This is a genomic window from Ruegeria sp. AD11(2025) (assembly GCF_056542405.1).
The window spans coordinates 57682-75788 of sequence record NZ_JBQFZU010000022.1 but is presented as its reverse complement, the minus strand read 5'-3'; the positions used below and the strand labels follow the sequence as shown (position 1 = coordinate 75788).

19 protein-coding genes, 1 tRNA gene and 1 rRNA gene are annotated in these 18107 nt (G+C 55.5%); 8 read left to right on the top strand and 13 right to left on the bottom strand.

The window, feature by feature from the left end:
• Both rrf and ACR1XY_RS18310 read left to right on the top strand, forming a co-directional pair.
• Window positions 1–78, top strand: a 5S ribosomal RNA gene (rrf, locus tag ACR1XY_RS18315); the annotation flags it as partial.
• Window positions 79–164: 86 nt separating this feature from the next.
• Window positions 165–241 (top strand) — tRNA-Met (locus ACR1XY_RS18310).
• 488 nt (window positions 242–729) lie between these two features.
• On the opposite strand, the gene ACR1XY_RS18305 is transcribed toward ACR1XY_RS18310, so the two are convergent.
• The 4 genes from ACR1XY_RS18305 to ACR1XY_RS18290 all read right to left on the bottom strand — a co-directional run bounded on the left by ACR1XY_RS18305 (window position 730) and on the right by ACR1XY_RS18290 (window position 4156).
• Window positions 730–1083: a phosphate-starvation-inducible PsiE family protein gene (locus ACR1XY_RS18305; protein ID WP_170334894.1), complete on the bottom strand. Its 354-nt coding sequence runs from the start codon at window positions 1081–1083 to the stop codon at window positions 730–732.
• 160 nt (window positions 1084–1243) lie between these two features.
• The gene (locus tag ACR1XY_RS18300; RefSeq protein ID WP_480595354.1) at window positions 1244–2032 is read right to left on the bottom strand and encodes a transporter; all 789 of its coding nucleotides are present in this window, start codon (window positions 2030–2032) and stop codon (window positions 1244–1246) included.
• 40 nt (window positions 2033–2072) lie between these two features.
• Window positions 2073–3083 carry a DUF1254 domain-containing protein gene (locus ACR1XY_RS18295; RefSeq protein WP_170694911.1) on the bottom strand — a complete coding sequence of 337 codons (1011 nt, stop codon included), beginning with the start codon at window positions 3081–3083 and terminating at the stop codon, window positions 2073–2075.
• A 17-nt stretch (window positions 3084–3100) separates the two neighbouring features.
• Complete coding sequence (locus tag ACR1XY_RS18290; RefSeq protein WP_170431627.1) at window positions 3101–4156, bottom strand: DUF1214 domain-containing protein; 1056 nt, start codon at window positions 4154–4156, stop codon at window positions 3101–3103.
• Between the two features lie 476 nt (window positions 4157–4632).
• On the opposite strand from ACR1XY_RS18290, the gene ACR1XY_RS18285 reads away from it, so the two are divergent.
• From ACR1XY_RS18285 to ACR1XY_RS18265, 5 genes are all read left to right on the top strand, one after another.
• The gene (locus ACR1XY_RS18285; RefSeq protein WP_480595353.1) at window positions 4633–5709 is read left to right on the top strand and encodes an AraC family transcriptional regulator; all 1077 of its coding nucleotides are present in this window, start codon (window positions 4633–4635) and stop codon (window positions 5707–5709) included.
• 68 nt (window positions 5710–5777) lie between these two features.
• Complete coding sequence (locus ACR1XY_RS18280; RefSeq protein WP_253282656.1) at window positions 5778–6524, top strand: outer membrane protein; 747 nt, start codon at window positions 5778–5780, stop codon at window positions 6522–6524.
• Window positions 6525–6778: 254 nt separating this feature from the next.
• A complete protein-coding gene (locus ACR1XY_RS18275) occupies window positions 6779–7954 on the top strand; it encodes an alpha/beta hydrolase (protein WP_170400931.1) in 1176 nt (391 codons plus the stop codon).
• A gap of 626 nt (window positions 7955–8580) precedes the next feature.
• Window positions 8581–9117 (top strand): methylamine utilization protein MauJ, encoded by a 537-nt coding sequence (mauJ, locus tag ACR1XY_RS18270; protein WP_480595352.1) that lies wholly within the window; start codon window positions 8581–8583, stop codon window positions 9115–9117.
• Between the two features lie 235 nt (window positions 9118–9352).
• Window positions 9353–10270, top strand: coding sequence for a hypothetical protein (locus ACR1XY_RS18265; protein WP_480595351.1), 918 nt, complete (start codon window positions 9353–9355; stop codon window positions 10268–10270).
• 680 nt (window positions 10271–10950) lie between these two features.
• Here ACR1XY_RS18265 and ureG read toward each other — a convergent pair.
• The 9 genes from ureG to ACR1XY_RS18220 all read right to left on the bottom strand — a co-directional run bounded on the left by ureG (window position 10951) and on the right by ACR1XY_RS18220 (window position 16360).
• On the bottom strand, window positions 10951–11595 hold the full coding sequence (gene ureG, locus ACR1XY_RS18260; protein ID WP_480595350.1) for an urease accessory protein UreG: 645 nt from the start codon (window positions 11593–11595) through the stop codon (window positions 10951–10953).
• Window positions 11592–12245: an urease accessory protein UreF gene (locus ACR1XY_RS18255; RefSeq protein ID WP_480595349.1), complete on the bottom strand. Its 654-nt coding sequence runs from the start codon at window positions 12243–12245 to the stop codon at window positions 11592–11594. Before ACR1XY_RS18255 ends, ureG begins: the two co-directional genes overlap by 4 nt.
• Window positions 12229–12681: an urease accessory protein UreE gene (locus ACR1XY_RS18250; RefSeq protein WP_480595348.1), complete on the bottom strand. Its 453-nt coding sequence runs from the start codon at window positions 12679–12681 to the stop codon at window positions 12229–12231. Before ACR1XY_RS18250 ends, ACR1XY_RS18255 begins: the two co-directional genes overlap by 17 nt.
• 34 nt (window positions 12682–12715) lie before the next feature.
• A complete protein-coding gene (locus ACR1XY_RS18245; protein WP_480595347.1) occupies window positions 12716–12940 on the bottom strand; it encodes a hypothetical protein in 225 nt (74 codons plus the stop codon).
• Window positions 12941–13070: 130 nt separating this feature from the next.
• Window positions 13071–14780: an urease subunit alpha gene (ureC, locus tag ACR1XY_RS18240; protein WP_480595346.1), complete on the bottom strand. Its 1710-nt coding sequence runs from the start codon at window positions 14778–14780 to the stop codon at window positions 13071–13073.
• Entirely contained in the window at window positions 14780–15085 is a 306-nt protein-coding gene (locus ACR1XY_RS18235) for an urease subunit beta (RefSeq protein ID WP_480595345.1), read from the bottom strand. The genes ureC and ACR1XY_RS18235 overlap by 1 nt, the downstream gene beginning before the upstream one ends.
• Window positions 15082–15243, bottom strand: a complete 162-nt coding sequence (locus ACR1XY_RS18230; protein ID WP_480595344.1) for a peptidase M23 — start codon at window positions 15241–15243, stop codon at window positions 15082–15084. Before ACR1XY_RS18230 ends, ACR1XY_RS18235 begins: the two co-directional genes overlap by 4 nt.
• Window positions 15244–15258: 15 nt before the next feature.
• On the bottom strand, window positions 15259–15561 hold the full coding sequence (locus ACR1XY_RS18225) for an urease subunit gamma (protein ID WP_480595343.1): 303 nt from the start codon (window positions 15559–15561) through the stop codon (window positions 15259–15261).
• A 1-nt stretch (window position 15562) separates the two neighbouring features.
• A complete protein-coding gene (locus ACR1XY_RS18220; protein WP_480595342.1) occupies window positions 15563–16360 on the bottom strand; it encodes an urease accessory protein UreD in 798 nt (265 codons plus the stop codon).
• A 419-nt stretch (window positions 16361–16779) separates the two neighbouring features.
• On the opposite strand from ACR1XY_RS18220, the gene urtA reads away from it, so the two are divergent.
• Window positions 16780–18060 carry an urea ABC transporter substrate-binding protein gene (urtA, locus tag ACR1XY_RS18215; protein WP_480595341.1) on the top strand — a complete coding sequence of 427 codons (1281 nt, stop codon included), beginning with the start codon at window positions 16780–16782 and terminating at the stop codon, window positions 18058–18060.
• Window positions 18061–18107: the final 47 nt, after the last annotated feature.

The following is an 18107-nucleotide window of genomic DNA, read 5'->3' as shown; positions in this document are numbered from 1 at the left end:
TCCCGAACCCGGAAGTTAAGCACTGCCGCGCCAATGGTACTTGGGCTTAAGCCCCGGGAGAGTAGGTCACCGCCAAACCTAGAAAAAGCCCCCTTCTCTCTGACGATGGAAAAACACTACCCGGTCTCAAGTAGCCGAATAGGCGGTAGACCAACGCTAAGTGTCGCGGGATGGAGCAGCCCGGTAGCTCGTCAGGCTCATAACCTGAAGGTCGCAGGTTCAAATCCTGCTCCCGCAACCAAACTAAACGGTAGGAAAACAAACACTTAGCGCCCCAAGGGGCGCTTTTTGCGTTCTGGACTCCAACGTCCGGTGCTACAGCGGTGCTACGCCAGAAAGCAAACTACGGTAAGCGTTGCATCTGACCCCCAAATTGGCGTCATCCGGCATAGGCATCTAAAGCCTATATTGGCGCTACGCGCCAATACGGAAATTCATATTTGTGTCCTTCGGCCCTTAGCTGCCGTTGGTCGGTCTCTGTGGTTTCTGCAGTCGCTGCCCGCATTCCAGACATTCGCTGCGGCCGCTCGGTTTGTGGGGAGCTGGATGACTGGATGGCGGACAAAGGGAACTTTCACCGGGCAGGTGCCAAGGTCTGCTTCCGGATTTCTTTAAGATTTTCGAGCGTTTCTTCTTTGGCTGAATAAGGAGGCGATTGCGGCTTCAAAAAAACACTAATGTCGGCGATCTCGCTTATGCCAGCGTCGATACAGGCGTCCTTTGAAATATCTACTTGCCACGCCACAGCAACCAATACGTGACACCAAACGCCAGACCGAGTCCAGAATACCCAACGAAATAAAGCGGCTCCAGGTCCGTCGTATCGAGTGTAATGACCTTTCTGGCAACGGCCATCAGGGCAGTTGCAACTACCAGCTTCACATGTATGACATCGGCCGTCAGGTAGAGCGTGACATTCGTGTAAATCTCGATAGCGATCAGCACAACAAGCGCGGCCGCAAAAACCTCCAACAGAACACTGACGTCAAGAATCAGGACCGGTGGACTTACAAGCTTGATGTAGAACGAGTAACCGGCGTCGATGACGGCAAATCCGATCACAACGACCATGAACAAAGACATCACCCGAACGGCGTGTCGAATGAGCCGATTGCAGCTTCTGACAATCAGATCCTAATGGTCAGGGTCAAGCTCGACATGCGCTTGCGCATTGCGTTGCATCTGATCGGCCATCAAGACCTCCCTATTTTCGACGTTTCATAAAAAGTTCTTCAGCCAAACGTCAGCGCCCTCTGGGCAAGACGACCTGAGCCTGCAAACGCAATCGAACGCCTTCGGCACCCACTTCGGGCGCTTCGAGCCAATAGCCCGCCCCCGCTTGCAGATTGACCGGCAGCGCCCCCCATTGGACCAGCTTGGAGACCGAAGCGTTTATAGGCACAGCCCAGGCATCAGTTTCCCAGTCATAGGCGCTTTCGCTTTGCAGCGAATAGGTCCACGCGCCTTCGGTGGAATAAGCAAGAAAGGGCTGGACAAAACTCACATTCGTGGGGGTGTCGGGGTTGCTTTCTAGATCCCACAGATGATTGGCCAGCGCACCATAGGTCCACGGACCGGTCTGTCGCAGTGCAATGCCGGTGATCCCAGTAGCCCATGTATCACTCGATACGTCGCTAAAGGTTGGAAAGCGCACAACGGGACCCACGCCCCACGTTATGTCCCCGGTTCCGATTGGCGAGAACCACGCAGAGAAAAGGATATCTCCGAACCCCTCCTGGCGTGTGCCCGGCACAACGTCTTCCTGCCAGATGTAAGGAATGATAGTTCGGGTGATCAGGTTAAGGTCATCGTTCAGTTGAAAGGGCACGACTGGTTGAAAGTTCAGCGTGGTGCGCGAGCCCTGATCAGAGACGCCCAGATTTTCATCATGGTTCAATTGAAACGGAACCGAGACGATTGCCGCAAGCGGGTTGGCCAGTTCCTGGGCCAGATCGGATGCCTCGTCTGCAACGGTTGTGGTTCCGGCACTGGCTGCAAAAAGCAGCCCCATAAGAGTATGGGATCGACGCATAGCCGTGTACTCCTTTTGAAATGCAGGTTGGGCGAGTGGCCTAGTTGATCGGCTCCAACTTCGGGAAGGTCCAATTGCCGTTCAGGATTGCATCCTCCGGCTCATAAAGGCGGATCGCATAGTTCCAGCCCGAAGTGATCGGCAGACAGTTCACGCGGCCATCGTCGCACCCACCGAAATGCAACGTGACCGAGCCGTCTTCTGCTGCTTCGGCTGTGTAACCGTTGTAGCTGTTTACGCCCAGATCATTGGCTTCCAGAAAGCCGTCACCGTTATAGACAGTCACCGACCAGAACGCCCGAACCGGCACATCCTTGACGGTTACCGCATGCGGTGTTTCGCCGTCATTCTGATCGACCGCGTCCAACAGATAGATCGCGGCCTCAGGCGGAAGACCGCCCCAACCCGAGAACGCACCGACCAGAAACTGAACCGGATCAATCTCGTCCTTTGTTCTGCCAAAGGCGCGGGCTGAATCGGTGCCCAGCAAGGATAAATCGTTTATCGCCTGACGCGCAGTGGCAAGTTGTTCGGTGTTCCAGTTGGGCGCGTCAAACGGGCCCGTTCCACCGCCGCTGACGACAATTCCATCCTGTGCCGCTTGCGCGGCGGCAATATCATCCGGGTCAGTCACATCGACGAATGTGCGAAACGCGATGAAACCAAAGCGCGTACCAAGGTCTTCCTGTGTGATTTGATACGTGCCGGGCTCTGCCTCGGCATACATGAAGTGGTCCTGATTGATGACATGCATCGAGATATAGCGGCCATCCGCTTTAGGCAGTGTCACTTCGACGGGTTCGCTCAAATCCAGCAGAATGCCGGAGTAGAGCGTGTCCTGGTTCATGCGGATGACGGGCTGGTTATCCGGTGTGGTGGCTTCGCGCATATGCCCCAATTCGCCAACAGCGAGGCCGAGATTGGCCATGTTGGTCCGAAACATGTGATCTGTCTCGGCGCGCACAAGGGTGTCGACGGTCACATCGACCATGTCTTCGGCCCAAACGCCTGTCGGGAGTGTAAGCGCGACTGTCAGAAGAAGCTTTTTCATCGTAAGCATCCTGTTGTTCAGTTTGCGGGTTCTACGGAGGGGAAGACCCAGCTTCCGTCGATGACCTCTGGGCCCGGCTGATAAAGGCGCACGGCATAGTTCCAGCCATCCATGATCGGGAGACAGTTCACACGTCCGTCGTTGCAACCGCCGAAGTGCACGGTCACACTGCCATCGTCATTCTTGGTGCCTGAGACCGAGTTGACCACATACGTGTCGAGGGAATTGAGTTCAAAAAACCCGTCTGCATTATAAAGGCTCACGGACCAGAATGCGTTCACTGGCACATCCGCCGGGACCTGGATTTTGTATTCCCCAAGCGGCAGGCCGGGCTCGATATTAAGATAAAAGGCCTCGTCTTCTGGCAGCCCACCAAAGCCGACTGCTGTGCCAAGGAAATGGCGTAATGGGTCTACATGATCTGCCTTACCAAAAGTCCGGACGCTGTCTGTGGCGAACCTGCCCAGCTCAATTGCGGCTTGGCGCAGCGCCTCAAAGCTCTCCGCGTCGTAATTGGGCATTTCGAAGGGCGTTGCGGAGGCAGCATCAATGGTGAACCCGTCCTGAATTGCATTGACCGCCGCAACATCCTTGGGGCTCTCGGCATCCACCAGTATTCTCATGAAAACAAGTACGTAGGGGGTATGGAATGTACCCATGTCAAGCTGGAACACACCGCCACCGTCGAACACTTCATTGATGAAATGATCCTGATTGACCACCATCGTCGTCATGTATCGGTCGCCCACATCGGGCAGAGTCAAGGTTGCGCCTTGGCTGATATCAATAACCGCAACGCTGTAGAGTGTGTCGCGATTCATCCGAATGGTGGGCTGATTGTCGATGGGGGTGGGTTCTTTGAAGTGAAAGAACTGATTTACGCCTCCGGCCAGGCCATTGTACGTCTTCAGTTCATTGTCTGTAGCAGCCCGAACAAAGTTGTTTATGGTAATGGGCACTTCGTATGTCTCAGCAAGTGCATCGACCGTGGTATCAAAGCTCTGAGCGGTCGCTGTGCTTCCAATCAGGACAGCTAAAGCAGCAAGTTTCCAGCGTTTGTGCGTGAGATTCATAGTTTGCCCGCTCCACTAGCCAATTACAGAAATGCATTGCTTGATGGTCCCGGCACCTGATCAAAAGCGCATTCTCACGCCTCTCATTTTGTTGTTTTTTAAAATGCTACAATTGGAGCCTTGGCCATCTCTCTCCAACAAACCACAAAGTTCGAATGTATGCCCTGACAGATTGGAGCGACCGCTTCCGAAAACTGGTTAAAAATGACAGGTAGCGATAGCGTTTCGGCCAACAACTAGAAACTCTCTTTGCATATTGACCCGACGGCGGTCCTATTATTCGTGTGGTGATGTCAATCTCTTAGAGCGCACTCTCTGCGGGTAGCGTGGTTCAATTCGATTGAGCCCCTACCAGCGGGCACCTGACTTTTTTACCTCAAAAAGTGACTTCCGCTTTGACGCAGGTCAGGGACACAGAGCCGCGCTGGTCTATGCTTGACGTGCCCGACCTTTCAATTGCGGGGTCTTAAGGAGCTATGATGACAGGGCATGACGCACATGCTCAACACAGAACACCGCCGCTTACACGCGGGCGGGTTATCGTGCCGCTTTTGCTTGCGTTTCAAGAATCCGGTCAATCTGTAGAAAGTCTCCTAGCGGAATTCGATCTATCCTTCTCGGAATTGAACGCTCCGAGTTGTTTCATTCCGCACGACACTGTCTATGCCGTGTTTGAAGCCGTCGCACAAAAGACATCCCCAGACTTTCCAGCACTTGTTGGTCAAACTTCAGATCCGACCGTTGCATCCCCATTCGGACAGGCCTTTCGCGTAGCAAAGTCGCTGGCCGATTTCATTGCCAGGTTTTGCGTTCATGCGGGAAACAACACAAACGCGGTCACCATGACACTCGATGTCTCTGGAGAGTTCGCCGTGCTGTCCGCCAAACGCAGGTTCACGCCATGCTGTTCGCCCGCCTATATGGATGCGTTTCAGATCAGCCGATGGGCTACGTTGCTGCATGAAACCGCAGGTCAGCGTTGGGAAGCAAATAAGGTTCTTGTGCGTGTGAACCGTCCTGATCTGCTCCCGTCTTACTTCTACGGTATCCGGGCGGTAGGTGCGGGCTCAGACGGGTATTCCATCCGCTTCCCAAGTGCCTGGCTTTTGTTTGAACTGGTTAACCGAACCGCGACCGAGTACGTGTTGACCACTCAGGACGAAAAAAACCCTGTACCTACAGACTTGTTGAGTTCGATCCAAAGCGTTGCCAACTCAAGGGTCGGGCGCACGGACTTGTCGGCTACGGCGCTCGCCAAGGCATGCGGTTTTCGAGGCGCGGTTCTCAACCGACGGCTTGCTGTCTATGGGACATCACTGTCGCGCATCGTCATCGAAGCCAAATGTGACCAGGCGAAACATCTGCTTTCCAAGTCTGAATTGTCGGTGGGCGATATCGCTGATCATTTGGGATACTCTGACGCGACGGCCATGACACGGGCCTTCAAGAAATGGACGGGTCAAACACCGTCAGAGTTTCGCGCCCGTGAAATGAATAGCGTTAAGGCATCTGTTCCGATACTCGACCCGGTCGAATGCGATTGTGAAACGTAACAGGACAACGGCGCGGCCCATCTTTTGCCGCGCCTCGAACTCGGGATAGGCAAAGGGGGGAGCGGGCCATGGCGTGCTTAAAAATACGGTGTATCGCAAGCAGTTTTCTGGTTGCGGCGACGATGCTGCCCGGCGGATCAACAGCAGTGGCACAGGACTCCGACTGGAGTTTTTCCGGCAGCTTCTACATCTACGCGGCGGACACCAAGACAACCATTGGATCGCTGGAGTCGGAACTCAGCTTCAGTGAAGCGGTTGAAAACCTTGATCTGGCATTCATGGGTACACTTGAAGCGCGAAGTGGCCGGTGGTCGCTGATCGCGGACTACATGCGCACAGACCTGTCCTTTGACAATGACACTCCCGGCCCGGTGTTCAGTGGCGCTGAAACCAGTCTGAAGACGCAGTTTTTAAGTGGATATGCCGCTTACACGGCCTATCAAGACCAAAACCTGGCCGTCGATCTCGGTGGCGGGTTTCGCTGGTTTGAGACGAGCAGCACGATCACTCTGGTCGGCGGCCCCACCCCGGCACCAAGTTCCAGTGCCAGCGACGATTGGATAGACCCTCTGATTGCGGCCCGTATCCGGTATCAGATCAATGACCGATGGTCGGCCGTTGCCTTGGCCGACTATGGTGGATTTCGCTCAGATCGCGAAACCGCACAGTTTTTGGCAACGGTAGGTTATGCGATCGCTCCAAAGTGGAATTTGCGCGCAGGTTATCGCTACATCATGGTCGACAAAGGTGAAGTTGACAGCAGGTTCAAGCTCTCACAATTCGGACCCGTGTTGGGTGTGACCTACAGCTTCTGAGTAAGGGCATTATGCGAAAGGCGGCCATGCCGAACACAAACAGGTCTGTAGTATCGAAGTTGCGCCAAGGCGCGAGCAGCGGTGCCGACATGCTTGGGACCGACAATTGCAGCCGGATGCGAACAGTCGGACAAAGGCAATTCAGAAAAGGAACGACGAGGCGACTGATTGCCAGAGCTTTGCCTGCGGCAACCGTGTGTTCGTTCTGTGTCCTCGCTGCCTGCGGGCCAAACATCTATGACGAAATTGAACTGATGCCCTCCCCAACGGTCTATGCCGAGGCTGCTTTTGACCCTTACAAGGACATCACGGAAGACAATTTCGTGCAGCGTTCGCAGCTATTCTACGCTACAGATCGGCTGCCCGCGGTTCCCGGCGACCCACAAGCCTATTACAACAATGAGCGCGGTCACATTCTGCGTACCGGCATTGCCGAAGTGCAAAGCAACCCCCCATTGGCGACGTTGAAAAAGCTTCGCCACGTTACCATGACGCGCGACCGCGCTAAGGACTACACGCTCAGCTTGTCTGACGTACAAGAGATTGGTGTCATGCCGTTCAGTGTCACGCGCTACATGAACGATCCACCTTCGCAAAAGGAGATGAAGGCAGCCGGACTTCGGTTTGCCCAATGGATTGACGATCACCTTGCAGCCTCTCGCAACAAAGACATTTTCATCTATGTCCATGGCTACAATGTCGATTTTGATTACTCGACCCTTGTCTCCAAAGAGTTGCAACACTTTCTGGGCTATCAGGGCGCCTTCATCAGCTACAACTGGCCCGCTACACCCAATCGCTTGGCGTATTTTCGGGATCAGGAATCTGCATTGGCAACGCGCCGCAATTTGCGGTCTCTTGTCGAATACTTGTCGGCAAACACCAACGCCCGGCGCATTCACCTTATAGGATACAGCGCAGGCTCAAGGCTCGCATTTGAAGCCGCCTATCAGATTGCTTTGCGGCCTGGGCCAAAGCCGCGGCTGGGGCAGTTGATCCTGATCAGCAGCGATCTTGATCGAAGCTATTTCTTGCAATCAATTGAAGACGGCCTTCTGGATGCCGTTATAGGTGTGACACTCTATCAATCGCAGACCGATTCAGCGCTGGCGATGTCACGGTTGGTCTTCGGCCGCGACCGTCTGGGTCAGGTTTCCGATGAAGCAATAAATGGGTCTCTGTTCCAGCGCCGACTGTCTGAGATGAAAACCCTACATATCATCGATGTGACCGAGGCCGAAGCAGCCGATACAGGAAACGGGCATTGGTACTTTCGGTCTTCGCCCTGGGCCAGCAGTGACCTGTTCATTTCTCTGCTTACAGACCGAGATCCTCAAGCGCGCGGGCTTGTGCGTGCTCCGGGCGAAGCTGTCTGGAGTTTTCCATCGAATTATCCGCAGACACTGCAACGCTTTCGAAATGGCAGCTAGTACTGGGACTCCAGTGGGTCAGAACCATTAGAACCAGTTTCTGGATTTAATCTATGAGCCTGACAACGCACCTAGAATGCTCAACGCAAAGCTGACGTTCGAGCAACGCGCAGCATCGGTAGAAGTGGGCTCGAAGCCGTCGCTACACCATGCGCAGCATGTCGCCCCATCGCGGCGACCGCCAAACGTAAGGACGGCCCAATCCGGACATCTACCACGTTGCCTAGATGCCGCAGTTGCAGCCTACATTCCGGACTTTCGTTGCGCCTATCAGGTGCAAGGGCTTGCACCCTGCGCCGACAGCCTCAAAGTGGTTGCAATCATTGGTTGAGCAAATTTGAGGCCCCAAATGGCTCGAAGAATAACGGACGAAGAAATTGGCTTGATCAAAGCCTTGTTGGCGCGCGGTGAACGGAACGTGGACATTCAATTCTATTTCAATCGCCAAGACCGCCCAGTTAACTCGGGTAGAATCAGCCAAATCCGAAACGGGACCTACGGTCCCAAAATTCCATCAGCAACGGATCAAGAGCTTGATGCGTTCCTGAACGACTTCAAAGCTGGCGCAGTCGGAGTCGCCATCAACGAACAAGACGCGAAACCACCCACAATCGCTGAAACTGCCATTGCGCTATTTGAACAACATGCTGACGGAAGTTGGAGGCAACCCCGTACCCGTGCCCGTGCCAAGGCGTGACATGGCATCTTCCACAATGATCGAATGGATGTTCTATCGCTCAATGCCGGAAGATGAAACGTTGCTAAATTGCCTTTCCTACTACCGGGAAGGATTGAATGCTGCAGAGGCTGAAATTGCATCACAGGAAGTCCTGAGTTTCTTCAAAGTCTTCGAAATGAGGCGCGACGCTCGGAAGGCAAAGAACTGGATAAAGCGCGTATTCCCGGATGCTTGCGCCGATGTCCATGACCGTACTTTGGAGCAGTTTCATTCAGATAGAAAAGAACTCGAAATTGAGGATTATTGCTACAATTGTCGTGTCGCAGCCGGTCATGTCTCCAAAAAATTCAAATCCGATGCAGATATATCCGCTGAAACGCGTAGGTTATCAGTTGCCGCCGAAATCATGCGGGCTTTGGCAAGGCACTATATACGAACGAAATATGGCTTCTCGGAGACTTACTTGAGCGAAAAAAAACGATAGCCGCCATTCGCGCACATGCCAGAATCGATCAGTTTAGGCTAGGAGCAACCACTGTCTACAGTGGGTACAGATAGGTGGTTTGAGCCCAGAGTTACGCTGTTTCTGCTCTGCGGCCAATGACCGCTTTTCGGAAGATGCTAAGAAATAACACAAGGACTTTCGGTCCAGATTTTCTCTTTTTACCTACGAGAACAAGTTCTTTGAAACCTGCGTGCCCACAAGGTAGCGTGGCGCAATGAGCATTCGTATCCGGCCCATGTCTTTTCTCGGTTCTTATCCCAATCCCGACGTAAGGATTGGCAGCGACATGCTTCTTCGGAGTGGGCCCACTCTTTTCCTCTGCACCAAAAACAGGATGATAGAGCGATACGGGCGCACTGGGCCAGATCAACCTGCATTTGAACTGGATAACTGGACTGTACAGGAAGTAAGGTTCTTAGCCGCAATGTGCTTAGGACATGGGGAGAGCTCAGGCGTCAGGATGTACCCACTACCAATTTTTAGAGACATCGATGAGTGCTCTGTCGATGCTGTCGTAGAAGATGGGGCACTGCTCAAACCGCTTCTTAAAGCAGCGGCAACTGATGACTACTTTATGTCCGGAAATCATGGCTTGCTGCCGAGCAAACTTGCTCAATATCAGTTCTTCGATTGGGATTATCGGCGTTTAGAGCAAGCAACGATCTTTTTCAGAGCAGTCGACGTCGATGATCCTGTACTTATCCGTGGACTTCATGCGCTACTAAAATCGGAAATGCTGTTCAATCACTTCCAATTTCGGGACGCTTCTTTGGCTTCTTCGCATATCGCACTGGACGCTGCTTACAGCATGATATTGCAAAGACTGAAAAAGTCGGGTGCCAAAAATCCCAGTTCTCATGATGCGCAGGCGTATATGGACGAGCTCTACGGGGTGCCACACACGAAGCGCAAGTTCTTCGAGGACTACTATTCAGATCAGGTGCGTAACTTTCATACGGACAGTAGATACGGTCCGGAATCAATTCCCTTCTTCAGCATAGATGACATCTGGCATCTGAATTCCGCGTTGAAGGGGCTATTCTACCTTCTAGCAACTGGCGAACTTCATGATGAAACCAGATGGGATCGAGACCAGTACCTAAAACACAACATGATTGAAAACGGACCTTGACCTCCGAATTATGAACGACAGCCATGGTCCGCCAACCTGCCTTAGGTCACTAGTAACACTAATGTCCTAATTGACCCCGTTCACGACTTGCTGCTTGGGCGAAGCCTCAAAGTGCGGTGAAGTTCTGGTAAGGGCTCAGGGCTGCCCACGAACACATAACTGCGAACGACTGTTAAGGGGCGGACCACAGGGGTGATTTAGGGGGTCAAATGCAACGCTTACAAACTACGGCTACGTATCACATACGAAACTGAGGCTGATTCTTTTCCTAATGAAAACCAATGCGCCTCCACCGTCAGTGCTGTCAGCACCGTCAGCCAAGTGAAACTGCAATACCCGAAGACGTACACATCGGGGTTTTCTCCCTTCCCATGGTATACGCGGGGCCGGGTATACCCCAGGTAGGGAGAAACTACGGTCCAAGACGATATCTCGAATCGCGGCTGTGAGCCCATACTTCCCGATGCTGCGAGACTTTTGAACGTCTGCTGATCAGCCCCACCTGAGTGGTCCAATTTGATTGTTAGTGCATGACCGGTCTTTGTTCCATCTGGACGATGGTTTCGGGTGCCGGAGGGCGGTAGCCCAGAGCACTTTGTGGTCGTTTGGTATTGTAGTGCTGTCTGACGTGCGTTTTGCGCGTAGTCTCGGTAACAGTGGCTCCAGACGCGCTATCTGAACTAGGATACGACCGCTTCCTCTTTAACCGGTATGTCCAGCCCGCCAATCTGTCCAAGAAGAGTCACAATGGAATCAATGCCCTGTCTCTGCCGCAGGGATGAGAACACAAACGGCCTCCCGTTTCGCATGCGGGTGGCGTCGCGGTCCATTACCTCAAGCGAGGCACCGACATGGGGGGCAAGATCTGTCTTGTTGATGATCAGGACGTCGGATTTTGTGATCGCAGGGCCGCCCTTGCGGGGAATCTCTTCGCCAGCTGCCACGTCGATCACATAGAGCGTGACATCCGCCAGTTCGGGGCTGAACGTGGCCGACAGGTTGTCGCCGCCGCTTTCAATTAGCACCACCTCTACATCCGGGTGCCGCTTTTGCATTTCAGCCACTGCAGCCAAGTTGATTGAAGCGTCCTCGCGGATTGCCGTGTGCGGGCAGCCACCTGTTTCTACACCGATGATCCGGTCCTGAGGCAGGACCTGCATACGCATCAGCGCTTCGGCATCCTCGCGGGTGTAGATGTCGTTAGTGATCACTCCGATCGAGACCCTGTCACGCAGCGCCTCGGACAACGCTGCGGTCAGGGTGGTTTTGCCTGCGCCCACCGGGCCGCCGATGCCCACGCGCAATGGGCCGTTCATACTGCTCATGTTCGGAACATCCTTGAGTATTGAGTTTCGTGTTTCATCGACGCGATGTCGGACAGGAAGGCGGTTGATCCCAGATCGTCCAGCCCTGTCTCAATCGCTTCGCTTGCGGCCCGCTGGCAGAGCGGCGTCAGATCGCGGATCAGCCGTTGTCCATCGGTCTGGCCCAGCGGCACCAGGCGTGTCGCGCAGGCCATTAGATTGGCCATGAAGGCCTGCAGATACATTTGCGCCGTCAGGCCAAGTGGCAGTTCCAGGACGGCTGCGGCATGACCAATGGCGACAGGGTAGGTCAGGCTGCCCATATTCACCGCCCAGACCTCTGAGGTCACACCGCAAAACGCCTCGCCCAGCAGGCGTAACTCCATCAGCCGTTCAGACGAGGCGGAAAACGCCCGCGCGGTCTGGTCGATTTCTGCCAGCGTATCGTAAGAGACAGCCCGATACGCTGCGGCCAAAAACACACAATCGTTGCGTCCTGATCCATGCTCGATCACGTCCGCGATCCAGTCGCCCGTTTCTGCAATGCATTTAACAGTGCCGCTTTCAATGGCCCATTCCAGCCCGTGCGAATAGGCGAACCCGCCCACCGGATAAGCGGGTGACAGCCATTGCGTCAGAGTCAGGATATCAGCTTCAGTGAGAGTGGCCATGGGTCCTGCCGTGGCCATACGCTCCACCTTCGGGAGTGAAGGGTTCGACGGTTTCCCGGATTTTGGCACCGAGTTTCACCAGCATGTCGCGGATAACATGGTCTACCTGGATAAGCAGGCGGCTCTTTTCAACCTGGCAGGGCGTGTGCCGGTTGCCGATGTGCCATGCAATGCGGGTCAGATCGGGGGCAGTAATCTCCAATAGCGCCTCGGGGGCGGCCTGAATTTCGATTTCTCGCCCGTCTTCGAGAATTAATACACCGCCGTGATCAAGAGATGTCGTGTGAGTCAGATCGACAAGTATTTGCTCACCACCATCGCAAGTCAGAACCTTTCGGCGCAGGAAACGGTCTTCATAGGTTAGCGAAAGGTGATCCGCCGGATCTCCGTGCATATGATTGGAATACTGACGAGCAGTGCAAAGAAAGGCGTTCATGCGCACGCCTCCCTCGCAAAGTGAAGCGCGCCAGTCAGATACCCATACGGTCGGCAAACACGTGATGAACAATCCGATCGCGTGCGATACCACGTTTGGCGAGTTCGTCGTCGCTCAGTGATTGCAGGAACTCGATCTTCTTCACGCGAGACTGAGACTCGGCTAACTGCTCTAAGGCCGAATAGATTGACCTTCCGACTGCGGAAAGAATACCGGCAACGGAAAATCCGGAAGTGGTTTGATTTGCTGTATGTGCCATTAGGACCCTCGAAATCTTGAGTTACGTTGGTCCTCCCATGGGTTTTATAATTTGGCATTTCGGTCTCACTGTATAGAGGGTGATTGGTCATGGCCGGGATGCGCATGCTGCAACGCGGCGCAAATTTTGATCAAAATAGAAAGTACCTCTGCGCCATCGGCAGCACTTCGGCGGGATGGCAGATCAGCAGTTCGCCATCGGCGCGCACTTCGTAGGTTTCAGGGTCAACCTCGATATGGGGGGTCGCGTCGTTCAGCAGCAGGTCGCATTTGCCGATGTTGCGGGTGTTTTGCACGGCGACGGTTTGCTTGGCCAAACCAAGTGTATCACCAATCCCCTCGGACTGCGCAGCCTCGGAAACAAAAGTGATCGCCGAATTTTCAACCGAGCGGCCATATGCTCCAAACATCGGCCGGCTGTAAACCGGCTGCGGTGTTGGAATCGAAGCATTGGGGTCTCCCATCTGGGCACATGCGATGGTGCCACCCAGCAGAAGCATTTCGGGCTTCACGCCAAAAAAGGCCGGGTTCCACAGGACCAGGTCAGCCCTTTTACCTTCTTCTATACTGCCGATCTGATGGCTGAGACCGTGGGCAATGGCCGGGTTGATGGTGTACTTGGCGATATAACGGCGGACGCGCAGGTTGTCGTTGTCGCCGATTTCTTCAGGCAGGCGACCGCGTTGTTTCTTCATCTTGTCAGCGGTTTGCCAGGTGCGGATCAAAACCTCTCCGACCCGCCCCATGGCCTGACTGTCCGAGGCAATGATCGAGAATGCGCCCATGTCGTGCAGAATGTCTTCGGCTGCAATCGTTTCACGTCGGATGCGGCTTTCGGCAAAGGCGACGTCCTCAGGTATGGACTTATCGAGGTGGTGGCAGACCATCAGCATATCCAGGTGTTCCTCGACCGTGTTCACGGTGAAGGGACGCGTCGGGTTGGTCGAGGAGGGCAGAACGTGGTTCTCGCCGCAAATCTTGATAATGTCGGGGGCGTGGCCGCCGCCTGCTCCTTCGGTGTGAAAGGCGTGGATAGTGCGGCCTTTCATGGCGGCCACGGTGTTTTCCACGAAGCCAGATTCGTTTAGTGTGTCAGTGTGGATCATCACCTGAACATCCATCGCATCCGCCACCGAAAGGCAGCAGTCGATGGCGGCGGGCGTCGTGCCCCAATCCTCATGCAGTTTCAGAGCGCAGGCGCCTGCCTTGACTTGTTCTTCCAATGCTGCTGGCAGTGAGGCATTGCCCTTGCCTGCGAATGCCAAATTCATCGGGAAAGCATCAGCGGCCTGCAGCATCCGCCCGATATGCCAGGGGCCGGGGGTGCAGGTGGTCGCCAGTGTGCCATGCGCGGGACCGGTGCCGCCGCCCAGCATGGTAGTCAGGCCGGAATGCAGCGCGTCCTCGATCTGTTGTGGACAGATAAAATGGATATGGCTGTCGAACCCCCCGGCGGTCAGGATGCGGCCTTCACCGGCAATGGCCTCGGTGCCAGGGCCAATGATAATGTCGACGCCGGGCTGTGTGTCCGGGTTTCCGGCCTTGCCGATCTTGGAAATGCACCCGTCTTTCAGGCCGACATCTGCCTTGTAGATGCCCGAATGGTCCACGATCAGCGCATTGGTGATGACGGTATCCACAGCCCCCTCGGCGCGCGTGACCTGAGACTGCCCCATTCCGTCGCGGATCACCTTGCCGCCACCGAACTTGACTTCTTCACCATAGGTGGTCAGGTCGCGTTCGACCTCAATGACCAGATCGGTATCGGCCAGCCGCAGCTTGTCACCCGTGGTGGGACCGAACATGGTGGCATAGTCAGAGCGTTTGATTTGTGCTGGCATCAAAGCTCCCCCATGACCTTTTGATTGAACCCATAAACCTTGCGTGCTCCGCCGATCGGGATCAGCAAAACTTCACGCTCTTGTCCTGGTTCGAACCGCACGGCGGTGCCCGGTGCGATGTCCAGACGAAGCCCTCGAGCGGCGGTGCGGTCGAACTCCAGAGCCGGGTTGGTTTCGGCGAAGTGATAGTGCGAGCCCACCTGCACCGGGCGGTCGCCAGTATTGGCAACCATCAGGGTCACCGCTTCGGCGTCGGTGTTCAGGGTAATCTCGCCCTCGGCCGGGAAAAGTTCACCGGGGATCATTTCGGCAGTTTTAAAATCAGGATGGTTGCAGCCAATGCGATCACCGCCAGGCCAAGGCCCAATGCGGCATAATCAGTGCCATGGGCGTGGATATGGGCGTCGGTATGAGCAGCGGCGGGACCAGCGAGGATTAGGGCGGGGAAGAGCATACGGATCATGTCTGTGTTCCTTTTTCAGCGGATGGGGTTGTGGACGGTTACCAGCTTGGTGCCGTCGGGAAAGGTGGCCTCGACCTGAACTTCTTGGATCATCTCGGGCACGCCTGTCATGCATTGCTCACGGGTGATCACATCGGCCCCGGCCTGCATCATGTCGGCGACCGAACGCCCGTCGCGTGCGCCTTCGACGACGGCGTCGGTGATCAGGGCGATCGCTTCGGGGTGGTTCAGCTTGACGCTGCGGGCCAGCCGTTTGCGTGCGACCTCGGCGGCCATGGCGACCAGCAGTTTATCTTTTTCTCTGGGGGTCAGGTTCATGTCAGATCATCCAGCATCGGGGAAGAGTGTCGTTGTTCAGGTGCAGTAGCACCGGCATCAGCGCGCGGCGCAGGGCAAAGCTGTTTTTGGCCAGCAGTCGGATCACCAACAGATCGTTCTGGATCAGCGTTGCACCAGCACTGTCGGGCAGCATCCGGCGAACCGGCGCCAACTGCCCCTCTGCCGTGGTAGAGGCAAAGACGACCAGCGCCATGGCTCCGGCACCATTGGCGATATGGGGTTTCGCCAGATGGGCGTTCAGATCGCCCGAAAACCGCGTGGCATCCAGAAAGATCGTCGTGCCGTCGCGCCGGATCTCGATCCGGTCGCGCAGGCGGATATTGGTCAGCGTCTCGCCCATGGCGTTGCGGCCAAAGACCAGCGGCTCGACCATCAGCGCAGAGGCGGCCGGGGCCAATTCGATAAGCAAGCGCCGGTCCAAAGCGCTGCCGTTGAACAGAATGGTTTCCTGCGGCAGCCAGTTCAGCCTGGCAACAGCATCGGCGTGCAGGTGGTTGGTGATCTGGCCCTGAGAGCCGGGCTGCGCCTTGTAGGCACGCTCGCAGGCTTGGGTCGTCAGGGTCACGGTCGTACCCGCGGCGGCGTGCCCGGTGAACCGGAAAGAGTCGCCGCCGGTAATCCCACCCGCTGTGTTCAGCAGAACCGCATCCAGGCCGGTGTCGTCAGACCGCGGGAACAGGCACTTGAAAGACCCCGACTGGCGAAACCCGTCCAGAACCGATCTGTCGCCCAATTGCTTGGCACTCAGACGAATCGCGCCCTTGGCCCTCGGCGGCATCACGCCCTGCTTGGGCAATATGGAGGCAAGTTGAGTAATGGCGCACCTGCAGAATTCAGACTTCTGCCACTTGTTTCACCGCTGGGGCGTCGGAACTCTATTCCGGGGTGCCGCATTTGGGAGATTTTCCGATGCGCGTGACTAAATTTTAGACGCGAACCTCGCCGGTAGGTCGAAAATTAAGCAGATGGGGTCAAATTTACGAATTGGCAGGGTCTGCAATTTGCCAAGTTTGCCGCAATGCAGAAACCGTATGGGTGCCCGCCGCGGGGACGAACCCAGGGGGTGTGTGACGGCTGCGCGAATTGGACCTCGGACACAACCGCCACACGGAACGCAACAACAGTTGCGGGGATCAGGTAGAAGAAGAATGCGCCTATGCGCAAGCCTTCTGCCACGGAACCCGCCAGGAGGATTAAATGAAATCTCTCAAAGCCACACTCGCCGGTTCGGCGATTTTCGCAGCCATGGCGACAACTGCCCTGTCGGCCGAAGACACCATCAAAATTGGCGTTCTGCACTCGCTGTCGGGCACCATGGCGATCTCGGAGACCACGCTTAAAGACACCATGCTGATGCTGATCGAACAGCAAAACGCCAAGGGCGGCCTGCTGGGTAAACAGCTTGAGGCCGTTGTGGTCGACCCTGCTTCAGACTGGCCCCTGTTCGCCGAAAAAGCGCGCGAGCTGCTGACCGTGCATGAGGTGGACGTGATTTTCGGCAACTGGACCTCGGTTAGCCGCAAGTCGGTCCTACCGGTGATCGAAGAGTTGAACGGCCTGCTGTTCTATCCGGTTCAGTATGAGGGCGAGGAATCCTCGAAGAACGTGTTCTACACTGGTGCCGCGCCGAACCAACAGGCGATCCCTGCGACCGACTATTTCCTGGACGAACTGGGGGTCGAGAAGTTTGCGCTGCTGGGCACTGACTACGTTTACCCGCGTACCACCAACAACATCCTCGAAAGCTACCTGAAAGGTAAGGGCATTTCGGACGAGGATATCTTCGTCAACTATACCCCCTTTGGTCATTCCGACTGGTCCAAGATTGTGGCCGACGTGGTCGCGTTGGGCGCGGATGGTAAGAAGGTCGGCGTAATCTCGACCATCAACGGCGACGCGAACATTGGCTTTTATAAAGAGCTTGCCGCCGCAGGTGTTTCGGCGGATGACATTCCGGTCGTGGCCTTCTCGGTCGGTGAAGAGGAACTGTCGGGGCTGGACACGGCCAACCTCGTTGGTCACCTCGCGGCATGGAATTATTTCCAGTCGGCGGACACCGAGGCCAACGCTGAATTCGTCGAAACATGGAAAGCCACAATGGGGGACGAGCGCGTGACCAACGACCCGATGGAGGCGCATTACATCGGCTTCAATATGTGGGTGAACGCTGCGACTGAGGCTGGCTCGACCGAAGTCGACGCCGTGCGCGCCGCAATGTACGGTCAGGAATTCCCGAACCTTACCGGTGGAACCGCCGTGATGCTGCCGAACCATCATCTGGCGAAACCGGTTCTGATCGGTGAGATTCAGGAAGACGGTCAGTTCGACATCGTCAGCGAAACCGACGTTGTGCCGGGCGACGCCTGGACCGACTTCTTGCCGGAATCGGCGGTTCTGAAATCGGATTGGAAAGACCTGGGCTGCGGTATGTACAACACCCAGACCGAGACCTGCGTTCAGACCCTGTCGAACTACTAATCCTCTCGCAAGGCGGGTGTTACCACCCGCCTTGCCCCAAAGACATT